General features: G+C 30.0%; 15 protein-coding genes. 10 read left to right on the top strand and 5 right to left on the bottom strand.

The window, feature by feature from the left end:
- Positions 1 to 55 precede the first annotated feature (55 nt).
- From AC0L3M_RS08745 to AC0L3M_RS08705, 9 genes are all read left to right on the top strand, one after another.
- On the top strand, positions 56 to 688 hold the full coding sequence (locus tag AC0L3M_RS08745) for a hypothetical protein (protein WP_473430477.1): 633 nt from the start codon (positions 56 to 58) through the stop codon (positions 686 to 688).
- Entirely contained in the window at positions 685 to 1,515 is an 831-nt protein-coding gene (locus AC0L3M_RS08740; protein WP_473430476.1) for a hypothetical protein, read from the top strand. The genes AC0L3M_RS08745 and AC0L3M_RS08740 overlap by 4 nt, the downstream gene beginning before the upstream one ends.
- A gap of 10 nt (positions 1,516 to 1,525) precedes the next feature.
- On the top strand, positions 1,526 to 1,819 hold the full coding sequence (locus AC0L3M_RS08735) for a helix-turn-helix domain-containing protein (RefSeq protein WP_473430475.1): 294 nt from the start codon (positions 1,526 to 1,528) through the stop codon (positions 1,817 to 1,819).
- Between the two features lie 16 nt (positions 1,820 to 1,835).
- Complete coding sequence (locus AC0L3M_RS08730) at positions 1,836 to 3,437, top strand: type I restriction-modification system subunit M (protein WP_473430474.1); 1,602 nt, start codon at positions 1,836 to 1,838, stop codon at positions 3,435 to 3,437.
- 1 nt (position 3,438) lies between these two features.
- Positions 3,439 to 4,653, top strand: coding sequence for a restriction endonuclease subunit S (locus AC0L3M_RS08725; RefSeq protein WP_473430473.1), 1,215 nt, complete (start codon positions 3,439 to 3,441; stop codon positions 4,651 to 4,653).
- Between the two features lie 3 nt (positions 4,654 to 4,656).
- The gene (locus tag AC0L3M_RS08720; RefSeq protein WP_473430472.1) at positions 4,657 to 7,485 is read left to right on the top strand and encodes a type I restriction endonuclease subunit R; all 2,829 of its coding nucleotides are present in this window, start codon (positions 4,657 to 4,659) and stop codon (positions 7,483 to 7,485) included.
- A gap of 122 nt (positions 7,486 to 7,607) precedes the next feature.
- On the top strand, positions 7,608 to 8,195 hold the full coding sequence (locus AC0L3M_RS08715; protein WP_473430471.1) for a Panacea domain-containing protein: 588 nt from the start codon (positions 7,608 to 7,610) through the stop codon (positions 8,193 to 8,195).
- Between the two features lie 6 nt (positions 8,196 to 8,201).
- Positions 8,202 to 8,633, top strand: coding sequence for a hypothetical protein (locus AC0L3M_RS08710; RefSeq protein WP_473430470.1), 432 nt, complete (start codon positions 8,202 to 8,204; stop codon positions 8,631 to 8,633).
- Between the two features lie 383 nt (positions 8,634 to 9,016).
- On the top strand, positions 9,017 to 9,439 hold the full coding sequence (locus tag AC0L3M_RS08705; protein ID WP_473430469.1) for a hypothetical protein: 423 nt from the start codon (positions 9,017 to 9,019) through the stop codon (positions 9,437 to 9,439).
- A gap of 560 nt (positions 9,440 to 9,999) precedes the next feature.
- Here the strand turns inward: AC0L3M_RS08705 and AC0L3M_RS08700 are convergent.
- Positions 10,000 to 10,335 (bottom strand): helix-turn-helix domain-containing protein, encoded by a 336-nt coding sequence (locus AC0L3M_RS08700; RefSeq protein WP_473430468.1) that lies wholly within the window; start codon positions 10,333 to 10,335, stop codon positions 10,000 to 10,002.
- Positions 10,336 to 10,751: 416 nt separating this feature from the next.
- Here AC0L3M_RS08700 and AC0L3M_RS08695 point away from each other — a divergent pair, with 416 nt between their 5' ends.
- Positions 10,752 to 11,393 (top strand): DUF6266 family protein, encoded by a 642-nt coding sequence (locus AC0L3M_RS08695; protein WP_327018845.1) that lies wholly within the window; start codon positions 10,752 to 10,754, stop codon positions 11,391 to 11,393.
- Positions 11,394 to 11,592: 199 nt separating this feature from the next.
- Here AC0L3M_RS08695 and AC0L3M_RS08690 read toward each other — a convergent pair whose 3' ends face one another.
- The 4 genes from AC0L3M_RS08690 to xerA form a co-directional block, all read right to left on the bottom strand.
- Positions 11,593 to 12,075 carry a hypothetical protein gene (locus AC0L3M_RS08690; protein WP_473430467.1) on the bottom strand — a complete coding sequence of 161 codons (483 nt, stop codon included), beginning with the start codon at positions 12,073 to 12,075 and terminating at the stop codon, positions 11,593 to 11,595.
- A 149-nt stretch (positions 12,076 to 12,224) separates the two neighbouring features.
- On the bottom strand, positions 12,225 to 12,842 hold the full coding sequence (locus AC0L3M_RS08685) for a hypothetical protein (RefSeq protein ID WP_473430466.1): 618 nt from the start codon (positions 12,840 to 12,842) through the stop codon (positions 12,225 to 12,227).
- A gap of 94 nt (positions 12,843 to 12,936) precedes the next feature.
- A complete protein-coding gene (locus AC0L3M_RS08680) occupies positions 12,937 to 13,449 on the bottom strand; it encodes a hypothetical protein (protein WP_473430465.1) in 513 nt (170 codons plus the stop codon).
- 412 nt (positions 13,450 to 13,861) lie between these two features.
- Positions 13,862 to 14,992 (bottom strand): site-specific tyrosine recombinase/integron integrase, encoded by a 1,131-nt coding sequence (gene xerA / locus AC0L3M_RS08675; protein WP_473430464.1) that lies wholly within the window; start codon positions 14,990 to 14,992, stop codon positions 13,862 to 13,864.
- Positions 14,993 to 15,070: the final 78 nt, after the last annotated feature.

Here is a 15,070-nt window from a genome sequence, read left to right as displayed (position 1 = left end):
GGTAAAAAACACCTCTCTAATTAGTATAAAATAAATATCTAACGAAACCTTTAGGATGAAGCATCAAATATCAATACATTTAACCTTTAAAGGACAAGTCATAAATAGGTTAATTATGGGTACGACTAAAAGTCTCAAAGTAAAAGAAGATTACTCGCTTTACAATAGATTACTTGAAGAGAGGAAGTCAGTATTTACAGAGGTAATAGAGGTTAATAAGGTTGGTAATAATGCTAATACATTAAGCCAAATAGAAGATGTAAAGCAGGAAGTGTTATCTGAAGAGGTAATACTAATTGTAGATGTCAAACTCAATAATCACAACTTCTTTCAATTTAAACTGCGTTGTAAAGATTATATACCTAATCCTTTTTTTCGTTTCGATAGTGATGGAGAAACACACAGAAATCGTATAGAAGGCATTCCTTTTGAAGAGCAGGCAATAACACCGCCACACTTTCATAAGTTCAATGAAAATGGCATTGAGATAGCTTACAAAACTGATAAACTTTTAGATGAAAAGGAGAGTAAAGCCTTAGAAGATATTAATCTATGTATCATTCATTTCTTTCACGAATCAAATACGAGATTAAAGGAAGACGATTTTCCAGAAGTAAAAATAATGTCTAATTCATTAGGGCTGTCATTCAAAAGTGAAGACCCAAATGAGAATATAGATTATGTATGAATATAGACGCAATCCTTTCAGATATTAAGAATAGTTTCTCTGGTATTTGGAGAACAAAACAACGTGGTAAGTCTTTAGAGATAATCACACCTTATGCAACAACAAATAATAGGTTTGTATCAGTCTTTTTAATACTAAGAGATGGCAACTATGTTATTACAGATGGTGGTTGGATTAATTCTGGTATGTATGATAATAACCCTTCAAATGATGAATCTTGCTTTCATAAAGTACTATTTCATTTTCAAAACGCGTATGACATTAAAGAAACTAATTCTCAAGGTAAATCAAGCGATACAGTAAATCATTATTATGTAAAGACCGCAAATCAAATTGATATAGCATCTAAAATATTTGATTTAGCCACATTCATACAAAATATAGCAAGTGTTTCTCAAATTGCATTTGAGGACAAGGAAGAAAAAGAGACAAAAGCAAGGTTTGTTTCATTGGCTAATGACTACATAAAATCAATTGTAACACCAGAGCAAATTAGATTTAATAGCTACTTAAACGCTGAGAAAAAAGAAATTAAGTTTAATGCAATGTACTACAGGAATCAAAATGAGATAACGCTTTTAAATTATGTAACGGGTAGTACTGTTTCCTATTTTTCAAATAGTATTTTCAAAGCAAATACACTCTTTGAAATGGCTGATGAGTCTATTTACAGAAAACACGTAAGTAAAAAGATAGCACTTGTTGATACTAATGCAACAGGTTTTGTGAAGGAGAAAATTGCACATTACTTAATTCACTTACAAAAGCATACCGGTACTGAAACATTAGAATGGGTAAACAGAGATAAATTAGCTTCAATACTTTAAAAACAAGTTTATGACAAGTCTTAATACAATTTCATTAGGCAAAAGACTCAAAGAGCTAAGAGAGTCTAAAGGATTTATGCAAAGAGAAGTAGGTGCTATTATAGATGTAGATGGTGCATTTATAAGTAAAATTGAAAATAGTGAGAAACCTATAAATAGAGACCACCTTAAAAAACTTAGTTCATTTTTTCAAATTGATGAAAAAGAGTTGCAAGTTTTATGGTTAGCAGATAAGGTAAATAACGTTTTAAAAGATGAACCATATAAAAAGCAAGTAATACAACTAATCAATAACGATAATTAAGAATACCACAATATAAATGTCAGAAGAACAAAAAAAACTACTTGAAAAACAATTATGGGCTATTGCTAATCTATTAAGGGGCAAAATGGATGCAGACGATTATAGAAACTACATCTTAGGCTTTATATTTTTTAAATATCTTTCCGAAAAACTACATATTTATGCAGACGAGATATTAGCACCAGATAATCTTACTTACGAACAGTTAGATGAAAAATCGGATAAAGGTAAGTTATATGTAGAAGCTGTAAAAAAAGCCTGTGTAAAGAATTTAGGTTACTTCCTTAAACCATCAGAATTATTTACATCTATTGCTCAAAAAGGGAATAATCTTGCAGAAATAGAAACGAATGATAATGATGAAGCTACACAATTCTTTATTATAGAAGACTTAGAGCGTATTTTAAATAACATTGAGCAAAGTACGATGGGTACAGAGTCAGAAGATGACTTCATACGCTTATTTGAAGATTTAGATTTAACCTCTTCTAAGTTAGGTAAAACAGTAAAAGCTAAAAATGAAATTATAGCAAAAATAATAACGCATTTAGATGAAATTGATTTTGAATTAAAAGATTCTGAAAGTGATCTGTTAGGTGATGCTTATGAGTATTTAATTGGCGAATTTGCATCTAACGCAGGTAAAAAAGCAGGTGAATTTTACACACCTCAAGAAGTATCAACAATACTTGCAAAGATTGTTACAACTCGTAAAAAACGCATAAAATCAGTATATGACCCCACGTGTGGTAGTGGTTCACTTTTACTACGTGTAGCCAAGGAAGTAGATGATGTAGGTCATTTTTACGGCCAAGAATTAAACAGAACTACCTACAACTTAGCACGTATGAATATGATTCTACACGGTGTCAATTATCGTCAGTTTGATATTAAACAAGAAGATACTTTAGAAGAGCCTCAACATATGTCTATTGACCTAAAGGCAGAGGCTATAGTTGCAAACCCACCATTTTCTGCTAAATGGAGTGCAAAAAGTATTTTTAGTACAGATGATAGATTTAGTCAGTATGGTAAATTAGCACCAAAAACAAAAGCAGATTTTGCATTTGTACAGCATATGATTCATCATTTAGATGAAAACGGTATAATGGCAACTGTATTACCTCACGGTGTATTATATAGAGGAAGTTCAGAAGCACATATAAGACGCTATTTAATTGAAGACAGAAACTATATAGATGCAGTAATTGGTTTACCTGCTAACATATTTTTTGGTACAGGTATTCCAACGTGTATTTTAGTAATTAAAAAATGTAGAGAAGTCAATGAAGATGTATTATTTATTGATGCTTCACAAGGGTTTGAAAAACGAGGTAAAGACAATAAACTATTACCAAGCCATATTGATGATATTATAGATACTTATACAGGCAGAGAGATAATTGATAAATACAGTTATAGAGCGACTTTACAAGAAATAGCAGATAATGATTATAACCTAAACATACCTCGTTATGTAGATACCTTTGTAGAAGAAGAACCTATTGATATTAATATAGTTGCAGAAGAAATTAAAGCATTGGATATAGAAATTACAGAAACTGATAAACGTATTGCCTCGTATTGTAAAGAATTAAATATTAAAGCACCTTTTTAATATGGAAAAGCAGTTAATCCCACAATTGAGGTTTCCAGATTTCAAAGATTTATGGACCAATAAAATGTATAACAAAATTTACACGTTTTATAGTACAAATTCTTTATCAAGAGTGAAACTAAATTATGAGAATGGAGAAATAATGAATATTCATTATGGTGATATTCATACAAAATTTGCTACACTTTTTGATATTGAAAAGGAATATGTGCCCTTTGTAAATTCAGATGTTGATTTAACTAATGTAAAAGATGAAAATTTTTGTCAAGAGGGAGATTTACTTATTGCAGATGCTTCAGAAGATTATAATGATATTGGGAAGACAATAGAGATTGTCAACTTAAATAATGTGAAGTTAATATCTGGTTTGCATACCTTTCACGCAAGACCTAATAAACATAAAATGGCATTAGGGTTTTCTGGGTATTTACTACAAACGTGGAAAGTTAGAAAACAAGTAATGGTAATTGCACAAGGCACTAAAGTTCTTAGCTTATCAACTAATAGATTAGGCAAAATTCAACTTGTAATTCCTTCCATTCCAGAACAGCAAAAAATAACAACATTTCTTTCTGATGTTGATGTTATAATAACCAAACTCATAAAAAAGAAAGAACTTTTAGAAAAATATAAAAAAGGGATAAAGCAAAAAATCTTTAATCAAGAGTTAAGATTTAAAGATCAATATGGTAATGAGTTTTCAAAATGGAAAGAAAAGAAGCTGGGGGAATTATTAGATTATGAACAGCCAACAAAATATATTGTAGAATCGACTGAATATGATGATTCTTTTAAAACACCTGTTTTAACAGCTGGTAAAAGTTTTCTATTGGGTTACACAAATGAAATTGAAGGTATATACAATAAATTACCGGCAATAATATTTGATGATTTTACTATGGCTAATAAATATGTTGATTTTGAATTTAAGGTAAAATCTTCAGCTATGAAAATATTACAGCCCAAGAGTGATAAAGTTAATATTAAATATGTTTTTGAAGCTATTCAAATGATAAATTATCCTAAAGGTGATGAACATAAAAGATTTTGGATTTCAGAATATTCTAAAATTAAAATAGGTTATCCTTGTGAAGAAGAGCAAACCAAAATAGCTGATTTCTTAACAGATATAGATTTAAAAATTGATGCTTTAAATACTAAAATAGAAAACTATAAAACCTTTAAAAGAGGTTTGTTACAAAAGATGTTTGTATAAAATATGACTACACAACCAGAGCAAGTATTAGAAAATAATTTAGTAAGCCAATTAATAGCTTTAGGCCACAAATCTGTTGTTATAAAAACAGAAGATGATTTATTAAGAAATCTAAAATCACAATTAGAAAAGCATAATAAAACCACATTTACAGCTTCCGAGTTTGATAGAATAGTCATACACTTATCTAAAGGTAATATTTTCGATAAAGCCAAAACGTTACGTGATAAATATGTATTGCAAAAAGACAATGGTGAGAAAGCATATATTGAATTTATTAATCAAGACTTCTGGTGTCAAAATCAATTCCAAGTAACCAATCAAATAACAATTAATGGTAAAAGAGAAAACCGTTACGATGTTACAATTCTAATAAATGGGTTGCCATTAGTCCAAATAGAATTAAAGCGTAGAGGTATAGAACTTAAAGAAGCATTCAATCAAATACAACGCTATCAAAAGGAATCGTTTGCATTTAATAATGCATTATTCAATTATGTACAAATATTTGTAATTAGTAATGGTGTAGATACCAAATATTATGCAAATAGTCAAACACAAAGTTTTAAGTTTACTTCTTTTTGGGGTGATGAAAAGAATAAAAAAATCACACAATTAGAGCCATTTACAAGCATCTTTTTAGAGCCTTGTCATATTGCTAAAATGATTACGAAGTACATTGTGTTACACGAGAGCGATAAAACACTTATGGTATTAAGACCTTATCAATTTTTCGCAGTAGAAGCAATTATTGATAGAGTAAAAAATAGTGATAAAAACGGATATATATGGCATACAACAGGATCAGGTAAAACGCTAACATCATTCAAGGCAAGTCAAATATTAACGCATAATCCTAAAATTAAAAAAGTAGTATTTGTAGTAGATAGACAAGACTTAGACGACCAAACCGTAAGAGAATTTAGAGCATTTGATAAAGATAGTATAGATGGTACAGAGAATACCAAAATGCTAATCAGTCAATTTTTAGATAATAATAGACCTTTATTAGTTACTACTATTCAGAAGCTAAATGGAGCAATAAAAAATGTAAAGTTTAGAAGGCAAATAGAAGGTCTAAAAAATGAAAAAGTAGTATTTATTTTTGATGAGTGTCATCGTTCACAATTTGGAGATACACATAAACGTATTGTAAACTTTTTTACTAATCATCAGTTATTTGGTTTTACAGGAACACCAATATTTGTAAAAAATGCGATTAGTAAAAAGAGTATCAAACAAACAACTGCAAATCTATTTCACGAGTGTTTACATCAATACGTAATCACAGATGCTATTAGAGATGAAAATGTATTAAAGTTCTCAATAGAGTATTACAATGTTTTTAAATCTAAAGAGGGTATTGATGATATTAAAGTAGAAGATATTAATAAGCAAGAAGTATATGAAAGCGATGATTATCTAAAATCCATTACGAATTATATAATTGCTAACCATAATCGTAAAACACATCATAGAACATTTACAGCAATGTTTTGTGTAAGTAGTGTTGATATTCTAATAAAATATTATGAGCTATTAAAAGCCAAAAAAGAAGCTGGAGAACATCTACTTAATATTGCTACTATATTTTCTTATAATGTAAATGAAGAAGATAAAGATGCTAATGGTCAAATACAAGAAGAAGATGTAAACGATGATAAACCTGTAAATAAGCATTCAAGAGATAAATTAGATGAATTTATCGTAGATTATAATAAACAGTTTGGATCTAAACATTCTACTAAAGATGGTAATGCTTTTCTAAACTATAAAAAGGATATTTCTAAGCGTGTAAAGAATAAGCAGATTGATATATTATTAGTAGTTAATATGTTCTTGACAGGTTTTGATAGTAAGTCCTTAAATACGCTTTATGTAGATAAAAATTTAAACTATCACGGTTTAATACAAGCATACTCACGTACCAATAGAATCTTAAACGAAAAGAAATCACAAGGTAATATTTTAGCGTTCCGTAACCTAAAGCAAAATACAGATGATGCTATTGCATTGTTTTCAGATAAAAATGCACAAGAAACTATAATAATAGCACCTTATGAAGAACAAGTTGGAAAATTTAATGAAGCCTATAAAGTTTTGATGGGTATTGCGCCAACTGTAGATAGTGTAAATGATTTAGTTACAGAAGAAGATGAGTTAGAGTTTGCTAAAGCGTTTAGAGAAATAATGCGATTAAAAAATATACTATCATCATTTATCGAATTTACATTTGATGATACTTATATGAAAGACCAAGAGTTTGCAGACTATACAAGCAAGTACTTAGACTTATACGACAAAATTAAAACTAACAATCAAAAAGAATCCGTTTCTATTTTAGATGAGATTGATTTTGAATTAGAGTTAATACATCGTGATGAAATTAATGTAGCATACATAATGAGATTATTAGCACAATTAAAAGATGCTAAACCAAAAGACCAGGAGAAACAGAAAAAACAAATTATTGATTTAATTGCAGGAGAATCTGAATTAAGAAGTAAACGCATATTAATAGAAAAGTTTATTCAGAATAATCTACCTAAAATTAGTGATGATGATAATGTAGAAGACGTATTTAAAACATATTGGAAAGTTGAAACTAAAAAAGCTTTACAAGATTTAAGTACAACGGAAGCTTTGAAAAAAGATAAGGTAGAAGATATTATAAATGATTTTCTTTTTACAGGAAGAATGGCAACAGAAGATGAAGTGATAGAAGCATTAGAAAAACAACCAAGTGTTTTACAAAGAGAAACGGTAAGCAATAGAATAACAGAAAAGATAAAGGACTTTATTAAAACATTTATTAACGGAGTAGATATTTAAGATTTCAGTCTGTTTTATTTTTATAAACCTAAGTATTTCAATTATATAGGATTTTTGTATATATTTTGATTTATCAATGTTATATTGTAAATTATACTATCTTTGCCACGTTTTAGAACACTATGAAAACATTTAACTACAAAAAAGCTGTTCAAGCTTTAAATTTATTTGCATTACTTGAGGGTGGTATAATAAACCACACAAAAGCAATTAAATTAATTTGGTTATCCGATAGACTACATCTAAGGAATCACGGTAGAACTATTACAGGAGATTATTATTTTGCTTTAAAAAATGGTCCGGTAGCATCTTGTTCTTTAGATTTAATTAAAAGTTCTCATTTATCTTCTGAAGAACTTGATTATCGTAATAGTTTTATTAATAGAAATAGTAATTATTCTATTCAATCATTACAAGAGTTTCAGCCTAAAGTATTTTCAAAAAAAGAAATAGAAATATTAAATAAAGTTTACGATACTTATTCATCAATGAATTGGTCGCAAATTTCAGAGTTTTCTCATTCATTTCCAGAGTGGAAAATGTACGAAGAAAGTCTAAAGAAAAACCGTAATTCACGTTTTAAAATAGATATGAATTTATTCTTCGAAAACGTCGATGATTCTACTAATCTTTTTATAAATACATCTGAAGAATTAGAAGTTTTAAAAGATTATCACAAGGAATTTCATCCACAGTATTGCCACTCATAGTATTTTATGGATTTACCTTCGAGTTTACTCAATTCTGCATTGATTAAAGAGAAATCTGTATTTTATTTTACTTCTGACAAGATTAATACAAGTGATCCACATAATTTTATAATAATTAAAAATATAGATAATTCTATTCTTGTTTTTACTTGTTGTACTTCTCAATATCAGACTGTTTATCGCTACGTTTCATTGAACAAATATTCTGAGGATACAATTGCTTCAATCGATTATAATTCATATGATTTCTTAAAGAAACCAACTTTTATAAATTGTAATTCTAAAATTGAATATAATTATACAGAATTTACATCACTCTATCAAACGGGGAAAATAAGTTATAGAGGTGAAATATCTGACGATGAATATGATAAAATCATAAATGGAATTATTTTAAGTGAGGATATTGAAGAGGAATTAAAAGACCATCTTCGTTAATAAGTCCCCACACAATAAAATTCAGTTTTTTCGTACCTCAAAATCCTCTGTATTTTATTGTGTTCCGCTCGCCACCGCATTGTTGTTTTTATGTCACGGTAATTGTATCAAAGCTATAATAGCACATTACTTTTTCTTCGTACCTAAAAAAGTAAAGAGCTATTGCCAACGCTCAAACAATTACAGCGCCATAAAAACAACCCTAAGCTATGTTTACATAATAGAAGTTATAGTAGCAAACGGCGCTTTAATAGGTTTGCTACGCAGTTATAATGCATTTTGTAGCTATAACTGCTATTATGTAAAATATCCGCTCAGCCAACGCGCACATCCGAATTAGATTAACATCCGTTATAATCAAAATATTTAATATCTTGCTTAAGATGAAAACTCTGCATTTAACTTTATTTCTACTGTGTATAAGCTATTTAGTTACAGGTCAAAACGTTCAATGTACATCTGAATCAGAAGCTTCAGTGTGTTTAGAGGTTAATCCAGAAATAATATCATTTTCATTTAATGCTATTAATGACAACAATAAGCGTGTCGGATTTGAATTTAAAAACACTAAAGATTCTTTTAATGCTTTTTGCAAATATTCACAGTTAGCATTTTCAACAAAATCATTGGACGGTTATATGTTACAGTTTGAAAATGACCATTTAATTATTAGTTACTCAAATAATCATATTAGTTTTATTTTGTATCAAAACAATGATTTAGATATGGTTTTCGAATCTACACCGATAACTTTAAACGATTTAAATAATTTATTGTCACAACAAAATGACGTTATACGAATTTAATTCCTTGGAGGAACAATCACGATTTACATATCTATGGGAGTTCGGTATATATTTAGATTCAGTAATAATGGAGTCTTTAAGGATAAACCTTTACGCTATAAATATGTTTTTCGTTGAAGTTCATTATGACGCTAAATCAAACACTATTAAAGAAATTCAAACCTTTAAACACGGTCATATGATTGATAAATATATCAATTAAAGCACTTAACTCATTCAAACTGCACAAAACCATCACTAAGTCCAAGTATTCCTTAGCTCAAGTCTTTATTTGTCTCATTTCGTTAAGCACATTAATTGTCCACTTTTCCCCACCACCCAAGTAATAGGATATAAAAAAATAGGTCTATAAAATGAAGTCATACGCCATAGCACATTACTTTTTATCGTGCCTCAAAAAAGCAATACGCTATCGTCTATAAGTCCTGTAAGAGTAGCTTATTTAAATGCTGTTTTATCAAACAACTATTTAAAACGCTACACTTACAAACGCACCACCCAACGCTCAATTCGGAATAAACCTATTTTTTTAAGTGTTAATTCCCCAGAAAAGCGGAACATCAAGGAAACTTAACAGGGTTTTTGAGAATATACTCAGTAGCCATTCTTTCAATATCACTTGAAGTTGTTACTTTGTTTTCCAGTACCCAAGCATCTATATCTTTTTTATCGAAATAAAGCCTTTTACCGCGTTTTGCGTGCGGTATCTCTTTAGTACTTGTCATTTTATATAAAGCCGATACAGATAGGTCTAAATAAGCTGCAACTTGCTTTATATTCATAATTGGAGTCGTGGCAATTCCTGTTTCGTTTATATTACTTGCTCTGTAAATGTTTTCAAGTAAAGTTTCAATACGTTCTAATCTTTGATTGATAATTTCAAAAGGATTTTCCATAGTCTTCGATTTAAATTCAGGCTTCAAAAAATAATAAAAAAGAAATCAAAGATATGAGGCTTCCTTCGCCCACCGCACAATGCCGAAAAGGTCAAGCCCTACGGGTTTTGGATAAAACTTTTTCTAATATACTATTGTCAATAGTTTGCTACATTTTGCTAAGAAAAACTTTTACTCAAAAACCTTGTCGCCATTACCCACGCCACAATTCTATATTGCTTTCTTTTTTTCATTTTTTCTTTTAAAAATATATAGGGGCAAAGTAATAGAGGGCAACCAAAGGCAATCGCAACGAGAAGATGCAAAAGCCTTGCAGAAGATTTTATATTTGCTTAAAGGTCAAAACCAAAATATTGTTATGTCCGAATTAAGTCCGTACCAGGTTCGAATAAGTAATTTTTAAATCTACATATGTTATGGGCAAAATCTCTCAAGGAATTTTAGGAGGACTATCTGGTAAAGTTGGAAACATTATCGGTGGTAATTGGAAAGGTATTGATTACATCAGAATCAAGCCTTCAAGTGTTGCGAATCCAAGAACGGAAGGGCAAGTAAATCAAAGAACCAAATTTTCAAGCGTGTTGGAATTTCTTCAACCGAATAAAGCTTTTTTAAAGGTCGGTTACAAGAATTTCGCTAATAAGAGGACAGAATTTAACTCTGCGATGTCTTATTTGCTAAATAATGCCATTACCGGTACAGCACCCAATTTTACGGTTGACTATACTAACGCTCTTTTAAGTAGAGGAAGTCTCTCAGGCGTTTTAAATGGCGTTACAGACCTATCAAATGCAGGGCAAGTTGATTTTAGTTGGGGAGATAATTCAGCGGAAGGGAATGCAAGCGCAACTGATAAAGCAATGGTGTTGGTTTACAACCCATCTAAGAAAGAATCTATTTATATTCTTGATGGTGCAGTTAGAACAGCTGGAGCACAGACAGTAACAATACCAAACACCTACGCAGGAGACACAGTAGAGCTATTTATGGCGTTTGTTTCGGCAGATGGTAGTCAAGTATCAAATAGTATCTATTTAGGCTCTGGTACGGCAAGTTAAAAACTACTAAATAGACACAAGAAAACCACTCTTAAAAGGAGTGGTTTTTTGTTTTAGCAAAGTATTTTACAAGGGTATGATATAAGGTTCAAAAAGTTGTACCTATGTTGTACCTTTTTTGTTATACCTCTTATAAAGTCAATGATAATAATAGATACAGAGTATTATTGGCATAATACGTTGTTGTGCATAGTGTTTTTTATTCCGCTCGTTTATAATTCAGTCCTGTTTTTATTCCGCTTAATGTTAGCAGAATTATTAAAATCAATTGTATTCCTAATAAAACATAATAAACATCATTCCATCCGTTTCCAGCATTTTCAATAATTCCTCCACTCAAAGGTGGATATTCTGTCGTTCCAGGGATTTCTCTCATTCCATTTGCAAGGATAATGAGAAATGTGAAAATCAAAATCAAATTTATGTTTGAAATCATAAAAATCAGATTTGCAGTCAGGTTTTTAAAATTCCGTCTTACCATTCGGATTAGGTAAATCATAAAAAAAATCAGAGTAGCTGTTAAAATAAAAACATGAATTGAAGGAACAACGTAATATGTTTCATGAAGATTTATATCAGTACTTCCAGTTAAATCAAAACTCTTAAATCCTGATGATCCAAAGAAGAAAACAATCACAAAGAGGATTGTTCCAATTAGCCAAAATGTTTCTTTTTTCTTCAAATTTTTATTATGATTTCTGTTTTCATACATTATGCACAACGTTGTTGTATAAGAATAGTTGCGGGTTTGTATGCGAGGAATTTCCGAAGGAAATTCAGACGTTACAAACACGCAACGACCTTTGATTAAGCACTAAACCGCAATTATTTTTATACGGTGTTAGCCACAGTTTTTATTCGTTTTATATTTTTTATTAGACTTCCAATTCCGATTATAAAAAACAATCCTGTTAGAAATTGCCAAAAGGAAAATCCATCAAGTTTCCAAATCAAAACTGCTGTCAGAATTCCTGTTAAAAGAGTAAATACAATTCCAAATCTAAAATTCGATTTGTCATAAAATCCAATTTGATAGAAAATTCCTTTTTCTTCTTTTTTATTGTCATTACTAAAAATTAAAGTCAGTCCAGTTAAACAACAAAGTAAGGTAAGAATTATCCAACCATTAAATCTTTCAGAACTTTGGAAAATGTCAACAGTCCAAAATCCAAAACCTACGAATACAGCAATTCCAACAAAAAAGTTTGTCAGATTTTCAGTTCGGTCTTCAAACGCCTTTTTCAGTTTATAGTTTATTTTTTCTTCAATTTCCGAAATTTCAAATTTGTCATTAGATTTTAATTTCTCCAAAATCTCCAAATCGAGTTTCAGTTCTTGTTTTCTTTTAATTGACGCAAAACTCTCTCGTAATTTTCCAAACGTAGCAATTGCACCGATTATTCCGACAAATACTTTTAAGTAAGTTTCTATGTTATTTAAATCTCCCAATGTTGTTTTTCAAATTGTGGCTAACGGTCTGTATATGGTGTCGTGGCTGACGTTAGGAAGCCATGCACTATATACCTTGTTGTGCTTTCGTTTTTTATTTCTTTATTCTTAATGGCCATTTTCTAGGCTCACTTTCTACATTAATATCGACTGATTCACCCATAATTTTCATCAGCACGATTTCTGGACAATTTTCAGGTGTCACGGTTACTTCCTTTTCCAATTTATTAGAAAGTTTTTTCAGAAATTCAATGAGTTTATTGTGGTCATCAATGCTCTTAAATTCTCTTGGGTCAATATCATTTTCTATTTGTTCGTCATCAAAAAAGTGGGCATTGACCTGAATATTGTTATCTATGAATACTTTGGCAGTCGAACATAAGTCATGATTACCACCCCAATAATCTAGGATTACGGAAAAGTCAATCTTAGATTCGTCCTTTTCCGTTTTACCGTTATACCAATCAATTTTGAAATTTTGATTTACAAGCTGAGTCCATTTCTCCCAATCTTTGGAAGAAGTATCGTGAACATATATGTCCAGCCAACCACCATCCCAGGCATAAATCTTATTCTTTAATTGATTCCAGTTCATTTCTTTTTTCAATGAAGCACAACGTTGTTGGATATGGAAAGTTGTGTTTACAAGCAATGAAATTCCGAAGGAATTTCAGCAGTGAGTAAATAAACAACTTCCATAATCTAGACACTAAAGTAAACAATTTTTTATATGCGGTGTTGCCTACAGTTTTTAATTTTTACTTTTTTTATTGAGAAACAAGCTAATTCGGTTTGCGTCGTTGTTGCGTCTGAGTGAATATCGGAAGATCGTATTTTTTACATTATCAGGCTAAAATTCTGAATTGGTTAACTGTGTGCTTTATGTTAGCTAAAGACTAATAAAGCTAGCTTAAAATCAGTGGTTTTTATATTCGGTATTACACGTTTTGAGATGAGCTCTGCAATTGTAGGCAACAATTGAATAAACTCCCAAGGGAGTTTATTCCTATTATATATACCTACAAATCTAACGGATTTTTTATTAAGTTAAAAGTATTTGTGGCAACATGAGTGTAAATTTCTGTGGTTTTTGACGAGTTATGGCCAAGTAGTATCTGTATGTATCTTAAATCTGTACCAGATTCCAGGAGGTGCGTTGCAAAACTATGTCTTAACACATGCGGAGAAACTTTAACTTTTATTCCTGCTTTTACACCTGCATTACTTACAATTTTATAAACACTATTTGCATTATATTTTTGACCTCTTACGCCTTCAAATAAATAATCTTTTGGTTGGTATTGCTTAAAATATTGTCTTAAATCTTGTAATATGCTATGGGATAATAACGTGTAGCGATCTTTATTTCCTTTGGATCCTAATACTTTTATTACCATACGCTTGCTATCAATGTCTTTTGGTTTTAAACTTAATAATTCGCTTCGACGTAATCCAGCCGAATAGAGTAAGCTTACAATACATTTGTGTTTTAAGTTGTTGGTGGATTCAATGATTTTTAATACTTCTATTTTGGATAATACAATTGGTAATTTGGCTTCTTTCCTTGGTCTTTCAATTGCATAAAAACGGTTTGGCATGCCTAAAACAACTTCGTAATAAAACTTTATACTATTAATAGCTTGATTAATGTAGGAGTTGGAGTGCTTGCTCTGTATTAACACTTGTATGTAGTTGCGTATGTCTACTTCATTTAAGCTATCTATATCTTTGTTTTTATGGTAGTTTATAAATCTTTCAAAGCAAGATACGTAGGATTTTACTGTGTTATTAGCGTATCTTTTTAATTCTAATTTTTGAAAATAAGACTCTGGACACGATTTTAAATTTTTGGGTAAATCTCGTTTTCTGTACCATTCTACATTAAATTCTTCATCCAATTGTTTGGATTTGGTAGTCTGAAAGAAGTATTTTCCATTAATCCAGGCAACACCTCTAAATAAATCAAATATTGCACTTAAGTTATTTGTTGTGTTTTCAATATAATGCATATTAAACTCGTCTGTCCATTGTAAATCTGGTAATTCTTTTATTAAAGAATTTAATACCTTATCAGAGTAAAATTGTAGTCCAATAAATTTTTTATTATCTATTAAAAGATGTTTTAGTGTAATATGTTTTTTTAGTTCCATAGCCAATATTACTTTTATTTATGTAAATAGTTGTATATTAAACGTTTAATAAACGTATAAATAACTGCTGTATATTCT

Source organism: Olleya sp. KJ81-1 (assembly GCF_055808135.1).
This window is presented reverse-complemented; position numbering and strand designations above follow the sequence as displayed.